The organism is Arachidicoccus sp. BS20, from assembly GCF_001659705.1.
GTDB lineage: Bacteria > Bacteroidota > Bacteroidia > Chitinophagales > Chitinophagaceae > Arachidicoccus.
Map to the genome: position 1 here is coordinate 650620 of NZ_CP015971.1, position 23130 is coordinate 673749.

General features: G+C 38.6%; 25 protein-coding genes. 17 read left to right on the plus strand and 8 right to left on the minus strand.

What is annotated here, in order from left to right; genetic code table 11:
• Positions 1-57 precede the first annotated feature (57 nt).
• From A9P82_RS02935 to rfaE2, 3 genes are all read left to right on the plus strand, one after another.
• Positions 58-864: a 2,3,4,5-tetrahydropyridine-2,6-dicarboxylate N-succinyltransferase gene (locus A9P82_RS02935; RefSeq protein WP_066204035.1), complete on the plus strand. Its 807-nt coding sequence runs from the start codon at positions 58-60 to the stop codon at positions 862-864.
• A gap of 101 nt (positions 865-965) precedes the next feature.
• Complete coding sequence (gene panD / locus A9P82_RS02940) at positions 966-1316, plus strand: aspartate 1-decarboxylase (protein WP_066204038.1); 351 nt, start codon at positions 966-968, stop codon at positions 1314-1316.
• 93 nt (positions 1317-1409) lie between these two features.
• Positions 1410-1904 (plus strand): D-glycero-beta-D-manno-heptose 1-phosphate adenylyltransferase, encoded by a 495-nt coding sequence (gene rfaE2, locus A9P82_RS02945; RefSeq protein ID WP_066204040.1) that lies wholly within the window; start codon positions 1410-1412, stop codon positions 1902-1904.
• Positions 1905-1968: 64 nt separating this feature from the next.
• On the opposite strand, the gene A9P82_RS02950 is transcribed toward rfaE2, so the two are convergent.
• Complete coding sequence (locus A9P82_RS02950; RefSeq protein WP_066204042.1) at positions 1969-2658, minus strand: DUF4290 domain-containing protein; 690 nt, start codon at positions 2656-2658, stop codon at positions 1969-1971.
• A 215-nt stretch (positions 2659-2873) separates the two neighbouring features.
• Between A9P82_RS02950 and A9P82_RS02955 the strand changes: the two genes are divergently transcribed.
• Entirely contained in the window at positions 2874-3500 is a 627-nt protein-coding gene (locus A9P82_RS02955; RefSeq protein ID WP_066204044.1) for a porin family protein, read from the plus strand.
• 81 nt (positions 3501-3581) lie between these two features.
• On the opposite strand, the gene A9P82_RS02960 is transcribed toward A9P82_RS02955, so the two are convergent.
• Together A9P82_RS02960 and A9P82_RS02965 are read right to left on the minus strand one after the other, a co-directional pair.
• Positions 3582-4073, minus strand: a complete 492-nt coding sequence (locus A9P82_RS02960; protein ID WP_066204046.1) for a YajQ family cyclic di-GMP-binding protein — start codon at positions 4071-4073, stop codon at positions 3582-3584.
• Positions 4074-4139: 66 nt separating this feature from the next.
• Positions 4140-4829 (minus strand): SGNH/GDSL hydrolase family protein, encoded by a 690-nt coding sequence (locus A9P82_RS02965; RefSeq protein WP_066204048.1) that lies wholly within the window; start codon positions 4827-4829, stop codon positions 4140-4142.
• A gap of 201 nt (positions 4830-5030) precedes the next feature.
• Here A9P82_RS02965 and A9P82_RS02970 point away from each other — a divergent pair, with 201 nt between their 5' ends.
• From A9P82_RS02970 to A9P82_RS02985, 4 genes are all read left to right on the plus strand, one after another.
• The gene (locus A9P82_RS02970; RefSeq protein ID WP_066204051.1) at positions 5031-5570 is read left to right on the plus strand and encodes a KdsC family phosphatase; all 540 of its coding nucleotides are present in this window, start codon (positions 5031-5033) and stop codon (positions 5568-5570) included.
• A 3-nt stretch (positions 5571-5573) separates the two neighbouring features.
• Positions 5574-6497, plus strand: a complete 924-nt coding sequence (locus A9P82_RS02975; RefSeq protein WP_066204053.1) for a geranylgeranylglycerol-phosphate geranylgeranyltransferase — start codon at positions 5574-5576, stop codon at positions 6495-6497.
• Positions 6498-6554: 57 nt separating this feature from the next.
• Entirely contained in the window at positions 6555-7106 is a 552-nt protein-coding gene (locus A9P82_RS02980; RefSeq protein ID WP_066204055.1) for a Maf family nucleotide pyrophosphatase, read from the plus strand.
• Between the two features lie 160 nt (positions 7107-7266).
• Entirely contained in the window at positions 7267-8562 is a 1296-nt protein-coding gene (locus tag A9P82_RS02985) for a chloride channel protein (RefSeq protein WP_197492227.1), read from the plus strand.
• A 6-nt stretch (positions 8563-8568) separates the two neighbouring features.
• Here the strand turns inward: A9P82_RS02985 and A9P82_RS02990 are convergent, their stop codons facing one another.
• The 4 genes from A9P82_RS02990 to bioB all read right to left on the minus strand — a co-directional run bounded on the left by A9P82_RS02990 (position 8569) and on the right by bioB (position 11461).
• Positions 8569-8775: a helix-turn-helix domain-containing protein gene (locus A9P82_RS02990; RefSeq protein WP_066204057.1), complete on the minus strand. Its 207-nt coding sequence runs from the start codon at positions 8773-8775 to the stop codon at positions 8569-8571.
• Positions 8776-8777: 2 nt separating this feature from the next.
• On the minus strand, positions 8778-9563 hold the full coding sequence (locus tag A9P82_RS02995) for a DUF2975 domain-containing protein (RefSeq protein WP_066204059.1): 786 nt from the start codon (positions 9561-9563) through the stop codon (positions 8778-8780).
• Between the two features lie 11 nt (positions 9564-9574).
• Positions 9575-10198, minus strand: a complete 624-nt coding sequence (locus A9P82_RS03000; RefSeq protein WP_066204061.1) for a DUF2975 domain-containing protein — start codon at positions 10196-10198, stop codon at positions 9575-9577.
• Positions 10199-10366: 168 nt separating this feature from the next.
• Positions 10367-11461, minus strand: a complete 1095-nt coding sequence (gene bioB / locus A9P82_RS03005; protein WP_197492228.1) for a biotin synthase BioB — start codon at positions 11459-11461, stop codon at positions 10367-10369.
• A gap of 123 nt (positions 11462-11584) precedes the next feature.
• Here bioB and A9P82_RS03010 point away from each other — a divergent pair, with 123 nt between their 5' ends.
• The 5 genes from A9P82_RS03010 to A9P82_RS03030 all read left to right on the plus strand — a co-directional run bounded on the left by A9P82_RS03010 (position 11585) and on the right by A9P82_RS03030 (position 16368).
• Complete coding sequence (locus A9P82_RS03010; RefSeq protein WP_066204063.1) at positions 11585-13237, plus strand: UxaA family hydrolase; 1653 nt, start codon at positions 11585-11587, stop codon at positions 13235-13237.
• 115 nt (positions 13238-13352) lie between these two features.
• Positions 13353-13871 carry a ribosome maturation factor RimM gene (gene rimM, locus A9P82_RS03015; RefSeq protein WP_231891194.1) on the plus strand — a complete coding sequence of 173 codons (519 nt, stop codon included), beginning with the start codon at positions 13353-13355 and terminating at the stop codon, positions 13869-13871.
• 101 nt (positions 13872-13972) lie between these two features.
• On the plus strand, positions 13973-14443 hold the full coding sequence (locus tag A9P82_RS03020; RefSeq protein WP_066204065.1) for a methyltransferase family protein: 471 nt from the start codon (positions 13973-13975) through the stop codon (positions 14441-14443).
• A gap of 145 nt (positions 14444-14588) precedes the next feature.
• A complete protein-coding gene (locus A9P82_RS03025) occupies positions 14589-15335 on the plus strand; it encodes an SDR family oxidoreductase (protein WP_066204067.1) in 747 nt (248 codons plus the stop codon).
• 139 nt (positions 15336-15474) lie between these two features.
• Positions 15475-16368 (plus strand): AraC family transcriptional regulator, encoded by an 894-nt coding sequence (locus A9P82_RS03030; RefSeq protein ID WP_066204069.1) that lies wholly within the window; start codon positions 15475-15477, stop codon positions 16366-16368.
• Positions 16369-16403: 35 nt separating this feature from the next.
• Here the strand turns inward: A9P82_RS03030 and A9P82_RS03035 are convergent, their stop codons facing one another.
• Complete coding sequence (locus A9P82_RS03035) at positions 16404-19265, minus strand: leucine--tRNA ligase (RefSeq protein WP_066204071.1); 2862 nt, start codon at positions 19263-19265, stop codon at positions 16404-16406.
• 156 nt (positions 19266-19421) lie between these two features.
• On the opposite strand from A9P82_RS03035, the gene A9P82_RS03040 reads away from it, so the two are divergent.
• The 4 genes from A9P82_RS03040 (at position 19422) to A9P82_RS03055 (ending at position 23123) form a co-directional block, all read left to right on the plus strand.
• Positions 19422-20297, plus strand: coding sequence for a cell division protein FtsX (locus tag A9P82_RS03040; RefSeq protein ID WP_066204073.1), 876 nt, complete (start codon positions 19422-19424; stop codon positions 20295-20297).
• 50 nt (positions 20298-20347) lie between these two features.
• Complete coding sequence (locus A9P82_RS03045; protein WP_066204075.1) at positions 20348-20614, plus strand: DUF3098 domain-containing protein; 267 nt, start codon at positions 20348-20350, stop codon at positions 20612-20614.
• A gap of 136 nt (positions 20615-20750) precedes the next feature.
• On the plus strand, positions 20751-21257 hold the full coding sequence (locus A9P82_RS03050) for a YMGG-like glycine zipper-containing protein (protein WP_066204078.1): 507 nt from the start codon (positions 20751-20753) through the stop codon (positions 21255-21257).
• A gap of 99 nt (positions 21258-21356) precedes the next feature.
• Positions 21357-23123 (plus strand): UbiD family decarboxylase, encoded by a 1767-nt coding sequence (locus A9P82_RS03055; RefSeq protein ID WP_066204079.1) that lies wholly within the window; start codon positions 21357-21359, stop codon positions 23121-23123.
• Positions 23124-23130: the final 7 nt, after the last annotated feature.

Consider the following 23130-nt stretch of genomic DNA (forward strand, 5'->3'; position numbering starts at 1 on the left):
AAATTAATCCAAGTGAAGCACTAATTTTGCAAAACATTTTTTTAAACAAAAATCAGAATGAAAGAACTAATTCTCGAAGCGTGGAACAACCGCGATTTACTGAAAGATGAAAAGTATATTGATGCCGTAAAAGCCGTAATTGAAGATGTGGACAAAGGCAGATTGCGCACAGCCGAACCAACAGCAACGGGCTGGCATGTAAACGAATGGGTAAAACAAGCGATTCTTCTATATTTTGGTATTCAGAAAATGCAGACTTGGGAAGTTGCCCCGTTTGAATTTTATGATAAGATGTTATTGAAAAAAGATTATGCCTCGCTTGGCGTGCGTGCCGTTCCTCATGCAGTAGCACGTTACGGCGCTTACCTCGCAAAGAATGTGGTGTTGATGCCAAGCTATGTAAACATTGGCGCGTATGTGGATGAAGGTACAATGGTGGACACCTGGGCAACTGTCGGCAGCTGTGCGCAGATAGGCAAAGGCGTGCATTTAAGCGGTGGCGTGGGTATTGGCGGCGTGCTGGAACCTTTGCAGGCTTCGCCTGTAATTATTGAAGACGGATGCTTTTTAGGAAGCAGAAGCATTGTTGTAGAAGGTGTAATTGTTGAAAAAGAAGCAGTGCTTGGCGCAAATGTAGTACTAACCAAATCTACAAAAATTATTGATGTAAGCGGTAGTGAGCCTGTTGAATTTAAAGGTCGCGTGCCGGCAAGAAGCGTGGTAATTCCCGGAAGCTATCCAAAGGAATTTGCTGCCGGAACATACAACGTGAACTGTGCATTAATTATTGGTCAGCGCAAACCCAGTACAGACCTGAAAACCAGTCTGAATGATGCTTTGCGCGATTTTAATGTAGCGGTTTAATTAATTAAAAATTAGAAATTAAGAATTAGTAATTATTGACGTTAAAGTTGTATCGTATTTTAATTATTAGTTCTTAATTTTTTAATTACTAATTCCTTTTTATGCAAATAGAAATTTTAAAATCGAAAATACACCGGGCAACCATCACGGAAGCGAATTTGAATTATGTCGGCAGTCTTACCTTAGATGAAGATTTAATGGATGCCGCTAACTTAATTGAAGGCGAAAAAATCCAAATTGTGAATGTGAACAATGGCGAACGAATAGAAACCTACATCATCAAAGGGAAGCGCGGCAGCGGTACGGTTTGCCTTAACGGACCTGCTGCACGCAAAGGCGCTGTGGGCGATATAGTCATTATTATTTCCTATGCAACCATGCCTTTTGAAGAAGCAAAAACATTCAAACCCTGCGTGGTATTTCCAAAAGAAGGCAGCAATAAGTTATCTTAATGTAAAATTCGCCGGCAAAAGGTAATAAATCATAGCCGGCATTGGTTCGTAGTTATTTATTCATTACCTTGTTCTCCAAATCAATTACAGGATATGAAAAATACAACGTTTGCCGCGAACAAAATCTACTCTCTTCAGCAATTGCAGCAACTCGTTGAAACATGGAAATTGCGTAGTCAGACTTTTGCATTTACCAATGGGTGTTTTGACGTATTGCATGCCGGTCATATTTTGTCGCTGAATGAAGCCGCAAAAACAGCGGATTACTTAGTAGTCGCAATTAATTCAGACAGTAGTGTAAAACGATTGAAAGGGGAAAACCGTCCTGTTAATAATGAGCAAGACAGAGCGCTCCTTTTGGCTAATCTGATTCAGGTGGACGCTGTCGTAATTTTTGACGAAGACACTCCGCTTAATGTAATTAAAACTTTGTTGCCCGATGTTTTGATAAAAGGCGGCGATTATACTATAGACCAAATTGCCGGCGCAAAAGAGGTGCAAGCCAATGGCGGCAAAATCGTCATCAATCCAATTCTCAAAGGCTATTCCTCCTCAAAAACGATTGAAAAAATCAAGTGTGCAGGGTAAGTATTTCACTAAAACTGCCACACTTAAAATAAGCGTGGCAGTATCACAAAAATCAGTCAATAATTTAATAACGCTTTTTAAAGTTATTGTTGTTGCGACCGTTGTTGCCATTGCCGCCATTACGGCTCTTACCGTTGTTGCCGTTATTTTTGGTGTTGTTATTCTTTGAGCGGGTAACAAATGCTTTGCGACCGGAAGCCGTTTTAAATTCTTCGCGTTCTCTTCGCACATGTGGTGCATTGTTGAACACAAGTTTTCCATCGGAAAGACTGTCAAGCTCAACCTGAATTGCTTGGTCGGAAACAGTTTCCTTGTGCCAGTTGTTGTAAGAAAGTTTTATATAATAGGCAATAGAATTTGCGAAGCCTTGTATTTTTTCGTCATCGGTTTCGGTTAATGCTTTGTCAATTACCAATTCTATATTTTTTCCCAAATGTCTTTTCTCCGGATAGCGCTTCGGATAAGGCAAAGGTTCGGGTTTTACTTTGTAAGTTTCTCTTTGCGGAATGGGATAAGGACTGTCCACATCGAGCTTAAAATCGCTCATATAGTACAAATGGTCCCAAAGTTTATGACGAAAATCTTCCACATTTTTCAAATGTGGATTTAAGAAACCCATCAATTCTATTAAAACGCCGGCTTGCTCCTGACGTTTTGGTTTGTCTTCAATTGATAACAAATAATCTACCATTTTCTGAATATGCCGACCATATTCTTTCATGCTGAGTAGCGAGCGCTGTGTATTGTATTCCATAATGTAGTAAAGCACAAATGTAAGTGTTTCTTTAAAATTTATGAATTATGATGTAAGATTTATGATTTTGGAAAATTGGCGGAATTGCAATATTGATAACAAATACCCTACCCTTTCGGATAGTTTTTAGAACGTGGCTAATTTTTTTATTACCAAATAATTTATTTCATTATATATTTGAAAGTTAAAAAAATTTAAACCTCAAAAATTCGGTTATGAAAAAAATTTATCTGTTTTTAGGATTGCTCACAATCACAACAATTGCTTTTTCTCAAACTTCAAGAAAAATAACCTATGGTATTCATGCGGGCGTTAACCTTGCGAAAATGACCGATAAAGACCAAGGTATTTCTACAACTACATCCTCAAAAGCAGGATTTATAGGCGGTGTGGATGTTGAATTCCACATTTCGCCGGCTTTTAGTATTCAACCTGAATTGAATTTTTCTCAAATGGGTGGCAAAATAGGCTACGACACTTTAAGCACTACCCTTGATGAAAAATTTACTTTAGATTATTTAAGTCTGCCAATATTGGCAAAATATACTATTCCCAATTCAGGATTTAGTATTTATGCGGGTCCGCAAGTAAGCTATCTATTGCATTCATCTGTTTCTGTATCTTCAGAACAGGGAGAAGGCTCACAGAGCGCTTCGGCAAGTTCATTATACCAGAAAGGCGATTTCTCAGGCATTGCAGGCGTTGAATATTATTTGCCGCAAGGCTTCGGTATTTCTGCGAGATACCAGTTTGGTTTTATCAATACTTGGAAAACAGTTGAAGATGCCAGTGAAACTGTAAAAAATCATGGCTTTACATTTACCGTTGGGTACAGGTTTTAAAAGAATTTTGTTGGATAAAAATAAGAGAGCGCTCAAAATATTTTGAGCGCTCTCTTATTTTTAAATTATTTTATTATCACATCAGCTTTTCATATTTACAAAACTCAACGGCAGCTTGATATCCGAAGATTTCAGCTTTGCAATTACGTCCTGCAAATCGTCAATCTTTTTTCCCGTAACGCGCACAATATCGTCCATAATTTGCGCCTGCACTTTTAAGTCGCTATCCTTAATCAGCTTTACAATTTTCTTCGCGTCATCTTGTTTCAAACCGTTTTGAACAGGCACTTCTTTTTTGATAATTTTTCCGCTTGGATAAGCATCTTTATCAAAATTAAATGCGGAAGCGTCAATACCTTGCTTCATAGCTCGTGAGATAATTACGTCTATCAACTGCTTCATTTTCATCTCACTTTCTGTTTCAAGCTGTACAATGTAGTCTTTCTTATTCAATTCAATCAGCACGGGCGAATTTTTAAAATCGTATCGTCCGGCGATTTCTTTTTTCACAGTATTAATCGCATTGTCCAATGTTTGTAAATCTACCTTAGCGGCAATATCGAATGAGGGCATTTTAATTAGCAATTTTAAATTAAGAAATAATCAATGTTCAATAACAAATGGCTTAATACCGATTGACTACAATGTCTTTTTAATCACAGGCAACGCCACTTTCTCCATAATCTTGTCGCCATCCAAATTTGGATGTACAACTCCGTCTGCCGCAAGATTCTTGCGCATAGCATTGTTGCCATCGGTCATTGCCGAAAAATAATCTACATAATGAATATGGTGCTTGTCCGCATAATCTTTTATCATCGCATTCAACTTCGGAATTTTTATATTCGGCTCTCTTCCCGGACTCCAGGGATAGTCTGATGCGGGCAATAAAGAACACAAAATCGGTTTGATATGGTTTGCTTTTGCCAGCTCGCACATCGATATAAGATTGCCCAAAATATTGTCCAAAGAAATAAAACCGGTATTGCCTGCAATATCATTTGTTCCTGCAAGAATTATCACGACTTTTGGATGCAAGTCAATCACGTCTTTTCGGAAACGTACAAGCATTTGCGAAGTGGTTTGCCCGCTGATACCGCGGTTGATAAATTTGTTTTCGGAGAAAAAAGAAGGGTCTTGATTTATCCATCCTTCTGTAATGGAATTGCCCATAAACACGACTTCCCGATCGCTCTTCGGCAACAATTTTACCGCTTGGTTTGCAGAGTCAAACCGCGCAAAATTTGCCCAATCGACATCTTTTTTCTGGGCATTCAGTCCGGCAACCGAAAGTAAAAAAAGTGTACTCAAAAGAAATTGTTTTTTCATCTGTTTATTTTTATTTTTTTAATTGTCAGATGGAATGAGCCAAAATAATCATTGCTCTGAATATGCAAAACTCTTATGGCTCATTTCATACCATGAAGTATTTAATTTTTTGAGAAGATAACTTTACAAAACTAATAAATAATCGTTCCAAAAATATATTCAGTCTTTTATTTTTTACATTTGCCCAACATAAATTTTTACATGAACGTATTAGCATTATTCGGCAAAGTAAAGGCATTTGTTTTTGATATAGACGGCGTTCTTACAAACGGACAGGTATTGATTCTTCCCGACATTCATCCAGAAGGCAGGCTGATGATGGCGCGCGCCATGAGCACGAAAGACGGCTATGCCATTCAATTAGCTGTGAAGCTGGGTTATCCGGTTGCCGTTATTTCCGGCGGCAAAAATTCGGGCGCAGAACTGCGTTTGCAGGCACTGGGTGTACAGCATATTTTTATGGGCGTAGCACACAAAATTGAAGTGTTTGATAATTTTCTCCAATCACAAGGTCTGGAAAGAGAAGATGCACTGTATATGGGCGATGATATTCCCGACTATGATATTTTAAAAATTGCAGGCGTAAGAACTTGTCCCGCGGATGCCGTTACCGAGATAAAAGAAATCTCGGATTATATTTCGCCATTCAAAGGCGGCGAAAGCTGCGCCCGCGATGTAATTGAGAAAGTGCTGAAACTGCAAGGTAAGTGGAACGTGGACACAACGGCAAAATCTATTTAAAAAATGAAATATTTTTTAAGATTAATTCGCTGGCAAAATTTAATATTCATTTTTATCACGCAAATACTATTTGAATATTGTGTGATAATACCCGAATTTTCCAAAGCCGGTGCAGCGCCTAATCTACACTCCTATTTTATTTATCTACTCTCCTTATCATCTGTGCTGATTGCCGCAGGCGGAAATATCATCAACGATTATTTTGACATTAATATTGATATTATCAACAAACCTGATAAACTGATTATAGGAAAATACATCCACCGGCACTGGGCAATATTGTATCACATTTTATTAAGCGCAACAGGTGTGGCGCTTGGCTTTTGGATTGAGGCAAAAACACACGCCTATCTGCTCGGATTAACCAACCTTGCGTGTGTGGTTCTTTTATTTTTTTATTCGGCGTATTTTAAAAGCAAAGCTTTATCCGGTAATATCATCATTGCATTGCTTACCGCGTGGACAGTTTTGGTCGTATCGTTTTGCGAAACCAATCAGTTTATTTTTCATGCAACGATTAATAAAACGAAAATTACGCGGCTCACTTTTTTGTATGCAGGCTTCGCATTTATTATTTCGTTAATCCGCGAAATGATAAAAGATATGGAAGATATTGAAGGCGACAGAAAGTACGGCTGCCGTACATTTCCGATTGTGTTTGGCGTAAATGCGTCCAAAATTTATTCTGCCACGTGGCTTATCATTTTATGCGTATTACTGGCGGTAATGATATTATACATTCTGCAATTTCGATGGTGGTTCGCCATTCTTTATACGTTGATTTTTATTTTAATTCCTGCAACAGGCATTTTAAAAAAACTTTTCAAAACCAATAACAGCGAAGGTTTTCATAAATTAAGCAGCTCTATAAAGTGGCTTATGCTTACAGGAATTTTATCGATGATTTTTCTATTGATAAAAAAATAGTCAGTTTGTCAAACAGCCGATAAGTCATTCTTAAATTAAATTTCTAAAGCATAAATCATGATTATTCTTGCATCCAAATCGCCGCGCAGAAAACAATTATTGGAACAGGCAGAAATACCTTTTGAAATAATTACACTTGACACAGATGAAAATTTTCCCGACAATTTGAGCATCGAAGAAGTGCCCGTTTTCATTGCGCAGCAAAAAGCAAAAGCCGTTGCCGCATTACATTCCGGCGAAACGATTCTTGCTGCAGATACCATTGTAACGATTGGTAATGCAATAATCGGCAAACCCAAAGACCGAACAGATGCGATTCATATTTTACAACAACTGTCCGGGAAAACACATCGCGTAATCACAGGCGTAGCAATAATTTCTGAGAATGGGGAAGAAAGTTTTTACGATATAACCGAAGTAGAATTTCATTTACTTAGGAACGAACAAATAGAATTTTATGTAGATAAATACCAGCCTTACGATAAAGCCGGCGCCTATGCCATCCAGGAATGGATAGGTGTTGTCGGCATCAAAAAAATTAACGGCGATTTTTACAATGTAATGGGCTTGCCTGTAAGCCGCGTGGTACGAGTATTACAGAAGTTGTAGTATTTATTTGAAAGTTCCTCTGCTCATTTTTGCCCCGACACTGTCCTGTATATCGAACAATAAAATAGTTAGTGCTGATACGAACCGAGGTGAAGATGTATCTTTGCGAAGTTTTTGAACCAATGACCGCCTGCCTGTTTTGAATTATAACGAAAATATTATGCGCAAGAAAATCATAAGAACACATTACTGGAAACTGGTTGCGTTTTCTTTCCTCACAGGACTGATTGCAACACTCCTCGCCTATTCACTGAAAATAATTACAGGATATTTTGAGGACGAAATTTTTGCCAAAGCTGCTAAGCATCCCGTCTTATATATTTTTCTTCCGACCATCGGCATCACGGCAATTTATTTTTCAAGAAAAATATTTTTTAAAAATAAACAAAACAAAGGCATCAAAGAAATTTATCAAACCATTGATGAACGGAAGAATGAATTGCCGTTTTTCAAAATTCCTTCGCACTACATCAATGGTTTATTAACCGTAATGTTTGGCGGCTCCACAGGCGTGGAAGTTTCCACCGTGGTGGCAACGGCAACCGTAGGCTCGGTTACGCGAAAGAAAGCGAAAGTGAGCAAACAATTTAAAATAGAAATGATATGCGCAGGCGTTGCTGCGGGCATCGCTACGTTGTTTGCAAGTCCGCTTGCAGGTTTGTTGTTTTCGATAGAAGTAATCGCACGAAAATTTTATAAAACCGTTTTAATAAGTTGTCTTTGCGCCGTTTCGGTTTCGTGGTTGTTTATTCATTTTGTTGCGCACGAAACATTGTTTGATTTTTCTGTGTATGATTGGAAAATACAGGCTTTGCCGTTTATGATTGTACTTAGCGTTTTAAGCGGATTGCTCGCCGTTTATTTTACCAAAAGCGTCATTTTTATAAAAGAAAAGTTCGGTAATATCCAAAACAATTTTCTTCGAGTAAACATCGGTGCATTGATTGTCGGCTTATCAATTTTGATGTTTCCGCAATTGTTCGGCGACAGCTATCGTGCCATTCCTCAATTGCTTTCGCAAGTGCATCAGCAAGGCTATTCTTTGATTTTTACTTTGATACTTTTAGCGATTATTTTTCTCAAACCAATTGTCGCTTCATTGACTTTAGGTGCTGGCGGAGACGGCGGCGTATTTGCGCCAAGCATTGTTGCGGGCGCGGTTTTGGGAATGTTGGTCGCGGTTGTTTGTAATCAGTATTTTCACACGCATTTGATTGTGCTGAACTTTGCGTTAATCGGCGCAGCGGCAATGCTGAGTGCAGCTATTCATGCGCCTTTCACGGCTTTGTTTCTTGTATGTGGATTGGTGCCGAACGGCTTTATTTTATTCATTCCTGTTATGCTCGGAAGCTTTGTTGCGAAGTACACGGCGAAAACATTTTTTGCTTATACTGTGTATAGCTACAAAGGGAAAAAGAGCTTAAACGTAGTTGCTGCAATAAACGATAATCATTAGTACAAATCATTCTTCGACATATTCCAGAATATCGCCGGGCTGACAGTTTAGCGCTTTACAAATGGCTTCAAGCGTTTCTAATCTCACGGCTTTGGCTTTTCCGTTTTTAAGTATAGATAAATTCGATAACGTAATGCCTACTTTTTCGCTCAGCTCGTTCAGCGACATTTTGCGCTTCGCCATCATTACATCTAAGTTGATAATTATCGGCATAGTTAAATAGTTAAATCTTGTTCCTGTTGTAATTCCCGTCCTTGCCTGAAAGCATTTGTTACAATTAAAAATATAGCTCCGACAATTATCCAATAAAATACATCGCTTTGTTTTCGCTGACCATAAAAAGTCATGGTCGCATTGGGCGCAATGTTATAATCGACAAAGAAAACATAGTAAGAAAGAAATGCATCTACAACGCACATTATAATACCGTAAATAACGGCTGCAATACCAATAAGCCTTAACCTGAAAATCTGGTTTTCATCGAAGGAAACGCGTTGCTTTATTCTGTCTAAAAACATTGCTCCGTTCCAGCATACAAAACTCCAAAAAAGGCACTCGATTAAACGGGGAAGAAGCAATGCTATTCTGCTTTTAAAATCGTGCGGCTTAACATAAACAGTAAATTCATCTACAGTAAAATTATCAACTTCACTACCTTGCAAATCAGACTTATAACTCCACCTATAATTTATTTTTTGCGCCAGCGAATCGTGCCAATGCTGCATATCATTTTTTGCAAACATTACAGAATCATATTTAAAAGTATTTTTCTCCGGCAAAACCATGCTTCCGCTTCGTAATTGAAGCGGTATTCCTTCAAAATAGAATCCCGTAACATAAGAGCCTTTGGATAAGTAAAGCCCTTTATAATGTTCGTTTAATTTCCAGCCAAAAATTCCGTAGGCGAGCGACACGAAAAAGAATACAGCATATATAAAACTTAGAATCATTAAAGCGCCGATAGAAAAAGCATTGACAAAACGGTTGATTATTTTTTTCATATTGCAAGAAATTAAATAGTTAAATCTTTATCCTGTTGAAGTTCCAAGCCTCTTTGAAAAATGATAGAAATGAGCCAAATAATAGCGCCAATAACCAAGCCGGTACCAATACTCAGTGACAGCGCAAAATGTTGGTCCGGTAGATGAGCGTAAAGCAGGAAGTTGAATATAAAATAATTAATTAACTTCAAAATATCAATGATGACAAAAAACAAAGCAAGGCTTCTCAATCTTCTTATCAACTTATAATTAAAAGGATTGCCTAAATCCATTTCTTTAAATATTTTTCTAAAAATCCCCAGTACAATAACAGCCAGAATTAAAGAAAAGAATTGCACGGATAAGACATACAAACCCATACCGGAGTTCATTTTTACCTGAACACTAAAATTATTCTCCGGTTGCCGATAGCGAACAATAGTATCCACAGAATAAATAAAAGAAGATTCTTGTTTGTGGCTAAAAGAAATCACATCGAATTTATCCGTACCAAAACCAAAATCTCCAAAAGATTTATCCGGTACCGCGGTTTTAATAAGTGCAGCGACAACAAATAAAATACACACACTTATCATAAAATAATAGAGCACATTTATAGATGTTTTAAGAAAGCGAAAAACAAAAGGAGGCTTCATAATTATTGAATTTATTTCACAAAATAAACTAATATTTATTTTATTACAAAAAAAATTTATTGTTTTACAATAAAAAATTTTTGACAAATAGAAAATAAAAATGGTTCGCGCAAGCGCGAACCATGCTAAACTTTTCCTAACAATCCTATAAATCACACAAATCCCCGTTCAGACACTTTTCGCTTTTTCTTTCTTCGCTTCGTTACGTTCAATCGTATGTGAAGGTCTTGTCCAACGCGGGTTTTCGCCGAGCGCGTGATAATGTGCATTTTCTTTTTCCACCACTTCACGCTTTGCGTGTTTTTCAAACGGCGCTTGCGGCACAATGCCCAAAGCATCGAACAATTTCTTGTCGTCGTTAATATCAGGATTTGGCGTAGTCAATAATTTATCGCCTGCGAAAATAGAGCTTGCACCTGCAAGAAAACATAAGGTTTGTCCTTCGTGCGACATAGACGTTCTGCCTGCTGATAAACGCACTTGTGTTCTTGGAATCACAATACGCGCCGTTGCTACCATACGCACCATTTCAAAAATCGAAACGGGCTGCTGCTCTTCCAGCGGCGTTCCTTCAACAGCCACCAAAGCATTGATTGGAACGCTTTCCGGTTGCGGTGTCATATTCGCCAGAATGCGTAACATATCGCAGCGGTCATCCACGCTTTCGCCCATACCGATAATGCCGCCGGAGCAAATCGTAATGGACGTTTTGCGCACATTATCTATTGTTTGCAAACGGTCTTCAAAGCCGCGTGTAGAAATAACTTCTTTATAATAATCTTCCGAACTGTCAATGTTATGATTGTACGCATACAAGCCTGCTTCTTCCAAACGCTTCGCCTGGTTTTCCGTTAGCATTCCAAGCGTACAACAAACTTCCATATCCAATTTTGTAATGGATCGAACCATATCCAACACCTGATCAAATTCTTCTCCGTCTTTTACATTGCGCCAAGCCGCACCCAGACACACGCGCGAAATGCCATGCTGCTTCGCACGCAAAGCCTGCGCTTTCACTTGCGAAACAGACATCAAATCGTTCGTTGTAATATTTGTATGATAACGCGCTGCCTGCGGACAATAACCGCAATCTTCGGGGCAACCGCCCGTTTTAATTGAAATCAACGAACTGATTTGAATTTTATTCGGGTCGTGAAACTGCCGATGAATGCTTGCCGCTTCATAGACCAATTCCAGAAACGGTTTATTGTATATCGCAATAATTTCTTCTTTAGTCCAGTTTGTTTTTATCGAGTTGTCCATGAGGCAAAAGTAAGGATGAGTTTGCAATTAAGAATAATGAATTGTGAATTAATAACAAACCCGCGTAAACTTTTCAAAATAACTATAAACTGACTTATTTTTGGCTCCTTAACTTTTTAATTCATGAGTGAACATATTTATAAAGTAATTCACGTTCATCCGAAAGACAATGTACTCGTGGCTTTACAGGATTTGAAAGCAGGCGAAAATATTTTATTCAATCACGAGCATTATATTTTAAAAGAAGATATTCCTGCGAAGCATAAATTTTTCATGAACGATATGCAGCAGGGCGATGAAATTATTATGTACGGTGTATTGGTCGGGAAAGCGCAAACGTTCATTCCGCAAGGCGCACGCATGACAACGGAAAACACCAAGCACGCGGCAGAGCCGTTCTTTTATCGCCATGTAGATTATCATTGGCATAAACCAGATGCGTCGAAGTTTGAAGGCAGAACATTCGACGGTTATCATCGCAGTGATGGTCGTGTAGGCACGGCAAATTATTGGTTGTTTTTACCGACGGTTTTTTGTGAGAACAGAAATTTGGATGTCATCAAAGAAGCGCTGCATAATGAATTGGGCTATGCCGTTACAGATAAATACAAAAGTTATACGCATAATTTATTGTCGCTGTATCAACAAGGCGGCGATGTTTTGAAAAATGATATTGCCGTAAAAGAAGCCGATGTTCACACCAATAGAATCTTCCCAAATGTAGATGGCATCAAGTTTCTGAACCACCAAGGCGGTTGTGGCGGCACACGGCAAGATGCAAATACTTTGAGTAAATTATTAGCCGCTTATGCCGACCATCCGAATGTTGCGGGCGTTACGGTATTGAGTTTAGGTTGCCAGCATTTGCAGGTAAAAAACTTTTTGGATGATTTGAAAGAACGCAATCCGAAGTTTGATAAACCGATGTTGATTTTTGAACAACAACAAGCGCAAAGCGAAGAACAATTGATTAAAGATGCGATTAAGCAAACCTTTTTAGGCTTGATTGAAATTAATAAATTGGAAAGAAAATCTGCGCCGTTAAACGCACTCACAATCGGTGTGAAATGCGGCGGCAGCGATGGTTTCAGCGGAATCTCGGCAAATCCGGCGGTGGGTTATGCAGCAGATTTATTGGTGGCTTTAGGCGGGAAAATTTTATTGGCAGAGTTTCCCGAACTCTGCGGCGTTGAACAGAATTTAATCGACAGAACAAAAGATAAAGCCGCCGCAGAAAAGTTCATTCATCTGATGACGACTTATAATGCGCAAGCCGAAAGCGTAGGTTCTGGTTTTTATATGAATCCTTCGCCGGGCAATATCAAAGACGGTTTAATAACCGATGCGATTAAAAGCGCAGGCGCCGCAAAAAAAGGCGGAACAGCGCCGGTCGCAGATGTTCTCGATTACACAGAACCCGCAACCAAAGCGGGTTTGAGCCTTGTGTGTACGCCGGGCAATGATGTGGAAGCAACTACAGGAAAAGCCGCAGCAGGCGCGACTTTGATTTTGTTTACCACAGGTTTAGGAACGCCTACGGGCAATCCTGTTTGTCCTGTAATCAAAGTGGCGACGAACTCTGCATTGGCAAACCGAATGAAAGATATTATCGATATTGACACAGGCTCAATTATTCGCGGCGAAAAAACCATTCATGAAATGGGCGAGGAAATTCTGGAATATTGTATCAAAGCCGCAAGCGGCGAAATCATTCCAAAAGCCGTGCAATTAAATCAGGACGATTTTATTCCGTGGAAACGCGGCGTAAGTTTGTAAATAGATTGCCGCAGATGCACAGATGATTTTGTATTTATACAATTATGGCATTATCAAAAAAATATCTGTGCATCTGTGGCAAAATTTCCTCTTATCTTCGCAAAAAATTTCTGAATTGGATTATATACACGTTGGTAAAATTGTTGCTACGCACGGTGTTCAGGGCGACATCATCATTACGCACGCGCTGAACAAAAAAACAGATTTAAAAAATATCGAAGCATTGTTTGTGGAAGAAAGTAAAGACAGTTACATTCCTTACTTTATTGAAAAAGCTAAAGCCAAAAACGAAGAAGAAATCATTTGTAAATTAGAAGGCATTAATTCCAAAGAATCGGCGCATCGTTTTATCAGAAAAAATGTATGGCTTGCCGAAAATGATTTTGCAAAAATTGCCGATGGCAACACTCCTATCGCGCTGCTTGGCTATCTCGTAATTAATGAAGACGAGCCATTATCAAAAGTGGAAGAAGTGATTGAACAGCCGCATCAGCTTTTATTAAGAATTGTGCTAAACGAAAAAGATGTATTCATTCCTATTCATGAAGAAACGCTCGATAAAATCGACAGAAAAAAACAGGAAATACACGTTACACTTCCCGATGGATTGCTTGATATTTACTTAGAGGATTAATAGAATTTTATCTGCTGCAAAAAACTATTGAACGTTCTTTTCCGTAACTTTGAGGTGTAGAAATTAATTAAACGTTTGATTAATAACTAAAGTATTCTTCTATGAAACAAAGAAATAGTCCCGGCATTTATATTCCCGTTCCAATATTTTATGCAGCGTTTTTCTTCTTTGCGTATTTACTGCAAAATGAGTTTTCCATCGCTTATAAACTCTTGCAAACAGAGGCTTCCGATATTGTCGGCTGGATATTTATTGTTGCAGGACTTGCGCACGTAGGTGCGGCGTGGATACAATTTATACGCACAAGCAATAGTGTTACAACCATTAAACCGGCAAATAATTTACAAACCGGAGGCGTGTATAAGTTCAGTCGAAACCCAATGTACATCGGTTTTTTCTTCATGTATTTTGGCGCGGCATTTATTTGGGGCAATTGGTGGACGTTTATCGTGTCGCCGTTTCTTGTACTTGTGATTGACTTGTATGTTGTAAACAGGGAAGAAAAATATCTGCGCAGAAAATTTGGACACGATTATAAGGAGTATAAAAAGAACGTAAGAAAATGGTTGTGACATATCAATAGTATTCCTTGCTTATTCTTGGCAAATAGGGTTTCTGCAAATTGTTTGAATTATACAATCATCTGTTTCTCTTAATCAATGTTGCGGTTTTATTGCGGAATAATTTTGCAGGCATAAAAACAAAATAAATTTCACAATGGAACTAAAAAACAAAACGGCTCTTATTACAGGAGCATCAAGCGGAATAGGCAATGCCACGGCAATGAAATTATCAGAGGCAGGTGTTAAAGTAGGACTCGCCGCAAGGCGCACTGATAAACTCGAAATTCTAAAGAAACAAATCGAAGAAAAAGGCGGGGAAGCAATCGTTGTTGAAATGAATGTTGCCGATACAGTTTCTGTACAAAATGGCGTTAAAGCATTCATTAATAATTTCGGCAGAATTGATATTCTCTTCAATAACGCAGGTGTGATGCCGGTAAGCAATATCGACCAATTTAAGACAGAGGAATGGAACACAATGATTGATGTGAACATCAAAGGTGTATTAAATGTAACGGGAACTGTATTGCCTTATATGATTCAACAACAGTCCGGGCATATTTTCAATACTTCATCTATTGCAGGCAGAAAGGTTTTTGGTCCCGGATACACAGTTTATTCTGCAACCAAGTTCTTTGTTTCTTCATTCAGCGAGGGTTTGCGTATGGAGATTAGCAAAAAACACAATATCCGTGTTACCAGTATTCAGCCCGGCGGTGTTCTTACCGAGTTAATGGAGCAAACAACCGACCCGGATAAAAAAACGGAAATGCTTGCTTATCGTAATTCCATAAAATTTTTAGAACCCACAGATATTGCCGATGCTTTGTTGTATGCAGTAACCGCGCCTACGCACGTGAATGTGGCGGAAATATTTATTCTGCCTACGGAACAGATTTAATTTTTTGAGAAAAATAGAATAAATATTGTTATGTCTTATTAACTAAAACGTAACAATATTTTAGTTGAATGATGTGTCAAGAAAATAACATCAAACGAAATGAATTATCTTTGAAAGTTATTTTTTTCAGAAAAAAGAAATGAAAGAAACGGAATCCATAAAAGAATTTTATGAGCAGCGGTTTCCCGATGCTTTTAAGACTGCACCCGAAAATACGGGAGCATTTCGAGTGTTTGTAAAAGACAAAGAGCTGGACAAAAATCCACCAAAATATCTTCGCAGGGATTTCTATAAAATCACGTTGATTAAAGGTCATAACCTGTTTCATTACGCTGATAAAACATTGGAAGTGTCTGGCGATACGCTGGTCTTTTCCAATCCCGAAGTGCCTTATACATTCGAGCCGATTGCGGAGGAAACGGGCGGATATTTTTGCATCTTCAAAGAAAATTTTCTCAGCGAATATCTTCGGAAAGGTTTTCGCGAATTGCCGATGTACAGAATCGGAGGAAGCCCTGCATTCATTTTGGACAAAACAAACAGCAAAAAGATAAGCCTCATTTTTGAGAAGATAATTGAAGAAAGTAATTCGGATTTTTATTTCAAGTACGATTTGATTTGCAACTATGTGATGGAAATTATTTATACGGCGTTGAAGTTGCAACCGTCCGAAAAAATGTACCCGAACACAGATGCCAATACCAGAATTACAGCCGTGTTTATGGAATTACTGGAAAGGCAATTTCCGATAGAAAACGCCACACAACAATTTACCATGAAAGGTGCGAAAGATTTTGCACAGCAACTAAACATTCACATCAATCATTTGAACAGAGCCGTAAAAGCAACAACAGGAAAAACCACCTCCGAAATCATTTATGAAAGGCTGATTAACGAAGCCAAAGCGTTACTGAAACATACCGACTGGAATGTAGCTGAAATAGGCTTCTGTCTTGGTTTTGAAGACCCGACACATTTCAATCATTTCTTCAGAAAACAAACAGGGGCAAAGCCTTTGGAATACAGAAAATAAGAAATATTGGCGAACCTTACGATTCGCCAATATTTTTATATTACCACATTAATCATTTTGTTTTTTACAAAGATGAATTTCTTCATGGGTTTGCCTTCGAGCCATTTCTGAACAATCTCGTTTTGTAATACAACTTCACGCACTTGCTCTTCTGTTGCATCGAGCGGAAACGCAATATTGGTGCGCATTTTACCATTGATACTTACAGGATAATTTTTAGAAGATTCCTTGATATATTTTTCTTCAAACACAGGAAATGGCGCGTTCAATATAGAATTTGTATTGCCCAACTTATGCCACAATTCTTCCGAAACGTGCGGCGCATAAGGCGTGAGCATAATCAACAGTTTTTCCAAAACGGATTTCTTGAAACACTTCGCATCGTGCAATTCGTTTACGCAAACCATGAATGCAGAAACTGCTGTGTTGAAAGAGAAACGCTCCGTATCATTCTCGATTTTCTGAATGGTTTTGTGCAGAATTTTTAAATCTGCATCCGTCGGTTTTTCATCATTCCAAACTTGTCCTTTCGTATCATCGTAAAACAAACGCCACAATTTTTTAAGAAAACGATGAACGCCTTCAATGCCTTTGGTATCCCAAGGTTTTGACTGTTCCACCGGACCTAAAAACATTTCGTACATACGGAAAGTGTCTGCACCGAATTTCTCCACCAAATCATCGGGATTAACGGTGTTGAATTTTGACTTGGACATTTTTTCAACTTCCGAAATACAATAAAATTTTTCGGTAAACTTCGTTTTGTCTAAAACATTATAGACACGATTCATTTGAAATGTTGCATCTTTAAATTCTTCGTTACGCCATTTTTTAAATGCTTCAATATCTAAGACTTCACCATCAACAATATTTACATCAACATGAATTAATGAAACTTCATTTTTGTTATAAATTGGTTCAGTAGGGAATTCTATACCTTTTTTCTTTTGTTCTTCATAATCATCAGGAATAATTAATTCTGCAGAAATGAATTTATTTGGATCATCTCTTTTTCTATACACAAACCTCGAACTTCCTTGTATCATTCCCTGATTTACCAATTTCTTAAAAGGTTCATCAAAATCTATGAAACCCAGGTCATGCAAGGCTTTCGTCCACATACGGCTGTACAATAAATGTCCTACGGCATGTTCCGTTCCGCCTACATAAACATCTACCTGATTCCAATAATCGCTTGCTTTTCTGCTGCAAAATTCTTCTTCATTTTTGTTATCCATGTAGCGCAAAAAATACCATGAACTTCCCGCATAGCCGGGCATTGTATTCGTTTCCAAATGCTGCGCCGTCCAGCTTTCGATATTTGCCAAAGGTCCTTGCACGTCGGGTCCGGGTTTGTAAGAATCCACTTTCGGTAAAAGTAAAGGCAACTCGCTTTCATCCAAAGGAACGGCAATGCCATCTTTCCAAACAATTGGAAAAGGTTCGCCCCAATAACGTTGCCGGCTGAACGCCGCATCGCGCATTTTGTAATTTACTTTTCGCTTGCCAATGCCGAGTTCTTCTAATTTTTTTACAACAATATCAATCGCGTCGCGCATCACAATCCCGTTTAAAAAATCGCTGTTTTCAAGCGTTGCATCTTTTGTGGGATTTGCATTTTCGCCGTCGAATTTGTCGCCTAAAATATTAGTTATCGGGATATTAAAATGCTGCGCAAACTTAAAATCTCGTTCATCGCCGCAAGGCACCGCCATAATCGCGCCCGTGCCGTAACCCGCCAAAACATATTCGCTTATCCAAATCGGAATTTGTTTTTGATTAAAAGGGTTTACGGCATACGCGCCTGTAAATACTCCGCTGATTTTTTTCTCTGCCTGCCGTTCCCTGTCGCTTCGGCTTTTTACATAAGCAATATATTCTTCAACCTTCGGCTTTTGCTCATTGCTTACAATGTTTTCAATCCAATCTAATTCGGGAGCAACAACCATGAAATCAACACCAAAAATTGTGTCGGGACGAGTGGTGTAAACCGTGAGTTTTTTTACTTTTTGTTTTTCACTTTTTATTTCAAAATCAATTTCCGCTCCGGTCGATTTTCCAATCCAATTGGTTTGCATTTCTTTCATTGCATCGCTGAAATCCACTGTTTCCAAGCCTTTCAGCAATCTGTCTGCATATTCCGTAATGCGCAAATACCATTGACGCAATCTTTTTTTCTCAACAGGAAATCCGCCGCGCTCGCTTACGCCATTCACAACTTCATCATTTGCCAAAACTGTTCCCAACGCTTCGCACCAATTGACTTCGCCGTAACCGCAGAACGCCAAACGATAATTCATTAAAATATCCTGCTTTTCTTTTTCGGAAAAATTGTTCCATTCTTCCGCAGAAAATTTTACGGTTTCATCGCCGGGACATTCGTGATTTTTATTTCCTTCTTTAGAAAAAATTTCTTCCAAAACGCTGATGGGTTCTGCTTTTTGCGTTTTTCTGTTGAACCAGCTTTTGAACAATTGCAGAAAAATCCATTGTGTCCACTTATAATAATCGGGTTCGCTCGTATTCACTTTGCGCGACCAATCGTAACAAAAACCGATATTGTTCAGTTGTTTTTCAAATGTTTCAATATTTTTTTTCGTAGAAATTTCGGGATGCACGCCATGCTCGATGGCGTATTGTTCCGCAGGCAAACCGAAAGCATCATAACCCATCGGATGCAGCACATTAAAGCCTTTCAGCCTTTTGAAACGCGCATAAATATCGCTTGCGATATACCCCAACGGATGACCCACGTGCAAGCCCGCACCGCTGGGATACGGAAACATATCGAGCACATAATATTTGGGTTTATCGGAATCGTTGCTCACTTTATAAGCATCGGTTTCCTGCCAATTGCGTTGCCATTTTTTTTCTATCTCACGAAAATTGTATTCCATTTATCTAAACTATGATTTTGTTGATTTTTTAGATTTTTATGATTGAATTTGATTCGATATTATAAAAATCGCCTAAATCATAAAAATCAAGGTCGCAAATGTACGCGATTAGATTGTAAAGATTAAATTTGCCACAGTTTACAACATCAATTTATAATGTCTGAAAATATCTCTGTTCCAAAAAGAAAAAAGAAAACCAATTCCGCGTTAAGCATCGTCGGCATTACCATCGTACTATTATTGATGGGTGTTATGGGCTGGTTTTTTATTACATTAAAATCTGTAGGCAATAACCTGAAAGAGCAGGTTGAAATTGATGTCTATCTCAATGTTACGAATAAAGATACCATTGCGCAAATACAACGATATATTACATCCCAGCCTTATGCAAAAAATGTCGAGTATATTGACAAAGAGAAAGCAAAAGCTATTTGGAATAAAGATAATAAGGAAGATTTTGACAAAATTCTTGACTATAATCCGTTACCTGAAAGCATAAATTTTTATGCGAAAGCAGATTATATGAATCCCGACAGTCTCGCTAAAATCACGAATGATTTAACCCTGCATTTCGGAACTCTGCTTTCTAATATTAATTATCCTACAACGCTTGTCAATTCTATCAACGATAAAGTAAACAGATTGGGATTAATTTTTCTTGCCATCGCCATCGGTTTGGGTATCATCATTGTTATCAGTATCGACAACACGATTAAGCTCACGATGTACAGCAACCGTTTCCTTATTAAAACCATGCAAATGGTAGGCGCTACGCGAAAGTTTATTGCAAATCCTATGAACCTTCGCGCCATTGTGAACGGGTTAATCAGCGCCATCGTTGCCATTATTATCTTAATTGTGTTGACGCACTGGGCTGCTTATCAATTTCCCGAATTGGGCGATGCACAAAACCCGCCGTTGAATTACTTATTGTATGCCTGCATGATTATTTTCGGCGTTTTAATTTCATGGGTAAGCACTTATAGAAGCGTGAACAAATATTTAAAGTCGCGCCTCGACGATTTGTATTAATTGAATTATTAAAAATAAAATCGCATATTTGTTGCGAAATCTTTTAAACGATGAGTGATAAAAATAAAACACAAACAACGCAGCCAAGCGGTCTTTCTTTTACGAAAGAAAATTTCAGATGGATGATTATAGGCGTAATAGTAATTGCATTGGGAATGATATTGCTTTCCGGCGGCGAAAATAAAGACCCGAACGTATTTAACACAAATTTGGTGTACAGCTTCCGGAGGATTACACTCGCACCCATTGTAATTTTGATTGGCTTCGGTATTGAAATTTTTGCCATTCTTAAAAAATCTAAAAAAGAAGAAGCATAATATAAAAATGTATTTCATACTTTTCTAAAACTTCCTCTATGGAAGTTTTTTTTATGTCTGTGCTTATCAAATTCGATATTACACTCACGCCATTTTTGGTATCATTTTTGAATTTTTATCTTCAAATAATAATTTAATGAAAAAGCTACAAAACTTTTTTCTTTCAATCAGCATAGCTGTAATCGCTGTAAGTTGCACAGGAAATGCAGCTAATCATAATAGCGATGCATTTACTATTCAAACTGTAAAACAACAGGCTATTGACAGCATGAATAAAGCTCAGGCTGATAAACAACATATCATCGACAGTATGAACAGATTGAAGTCAGAAGCTGTTTCCAATGCTAAATCCGATGTAAGACAGGATTACCAGCAACAGACAGCATCGCAATCCGTAGATGAATCTGCATCGACTTCAGGCGCAGACAATACAGAAACTCAGGAAACCGCTGCACCTCAGAAAAAAGGGATGAGCAATACGGCTAAAGGCGCTATTATCGGCGGTGGTGCAGGCGCAATCACAGGTGCAATTGTAAGTAAGAAAAAACTGAAAGGCGCATTAATCGGTGGAGCTGTGGGCGCAGGTGCAGGTGCGATTACCGGTCATATCATTGACCAAAAGAAAAAGCAAAATGGCGAATAATATTTTATCTGCTACGCTGGATAAGTAAAAAAATCGAGACTATTTGCCTCGATTTTTTTACTTATATCTAACTTTATCGCTTCAAACTTTAAACAAAATATGTCTTATCAAAATATCGAACAATGTCTCTTGGATTTGGAAAAGCACGGACAATTGTTGCGTATTAAAGAAGAAATCGACCCGTTTCTTGAAGCTGCAGACATCCAATTGAAAGAGTTTGAGAAAAGCGGCAAGGCTATTTTATTTGAGAAAATAAAAGGCAGCAGGTATTGTGCTGCATCCAATATTTTCGGCACTATGGAGCGGTGCGAATTTATTTTCCGCGACACATTACCCCGAATTAAAGAATTGATTTCACTGCGCAAAGACCCGATGAACGCGCTAAAACATCCGTTTAAAAACCTCAAATTCGGTCTGGCTGCATTCAATGCCTTACCTAAAAAAGTCGCCTCTTCTATTAATAATTTTGACGAAATAAATATTTCCGATTTACCGCAATTACAATGTTGGGAAAAAGATGGTGGTGCATTCATCACATTGCCGCAAGTATATTCCGAAGATTTGAATCAACCCGGAATTATGCATGCCAATCTCGGAATGTACCGTATTCAACTTTCCGGGAATGAATATGTTACCAATAAAGAAGTAGGCTTACACTACCAGATTCATCGCGGCATAGGCGTACATCAAAGCATTGCCAATGCCAAAAAACAACCATTGAAAGTAAGCGTTTTTGTCGGTGGTTCGCCCGCACACACTTTGGCAGCCGTAATGCCTTTACCGGAAGGACTAAGTGAAATGACATTCGCGGGAATGCTTGCCGGGCGCAGGTTCCGCTATTTTTACCACGATGGATATTGCATCAGTGCCGATGCCGATTTTGTAATTACGGGAGAGATTTATCCGAATGAAACAAAACCGGAAGGACCATTTGGCGACCATTTGGGTTATTATAGCCTGAAGCATCCGTTTCCCGTTATGCGCGTACATAAAGTGTTTGCGAAAAGAAATGCCATTTGGGCATTCACGGTTGTAGGGCGTCCGCCACAGGAAGATACGATGTTCGGAAAACTGATTCACGAGATTACCGGCGATGCAATAGAGCAGGAAATTCCCGGATTAAAAGCCGTACACGCTGTGGATGCAGCCGGCGTTCATCCATTGCTATTCGCCATCGGCAGCGAAAGATATACGCCTTACGCGAAAGAAAAACGCCCTGCCGAATTGCTGACTTTGGCAAACAGAATTTTGGGAACAGGACAGTTAAGTCTCGCCAAATATTTGTTCATTACTGCGGATGAAAAAAACTGCCCGGATATTAACGACAGTCAAGCATTTTTACAGTACATCTTAGAAAGAATCAACTTAAAGAGAGATATACATTTTCAAACAAATACAACAATAGACACACTTGATTATTCCGGAACAAATTTAAACGAGGGCAGTAAAGTCATTTTTTCGGCTTATGGAGAAAAAATAAGAACATTGAACAGCGAAGTTCCCAAATGCCTACAAAACGTGAATTTCAGCAAAACAAAAATAATTTTCGACGGCGTTATCGCTTTACAAACCATACCTTTTAGTAATTATGAAAATGCAGAGCGAGAAATAGCGGCAATAAACGAAATATTAAAAAACAAACAAGACGAACTGGTCGGAACGCCTATGCTCGTTCTCTGCGATGATACGGATTTTATTGCAGCCACCATAAATAATTTTCTATGGACAACATTTACGCGCAGCAATCCTTCGCACGACATTCACGGCATCAATTCATTGATCGAACACAAACACTGGACTTGCAGCACATTGATTATTGATGCACGTTCAAAACCACATCACGCGCCGCCTTTAGAGAGAAAATAATCATCCC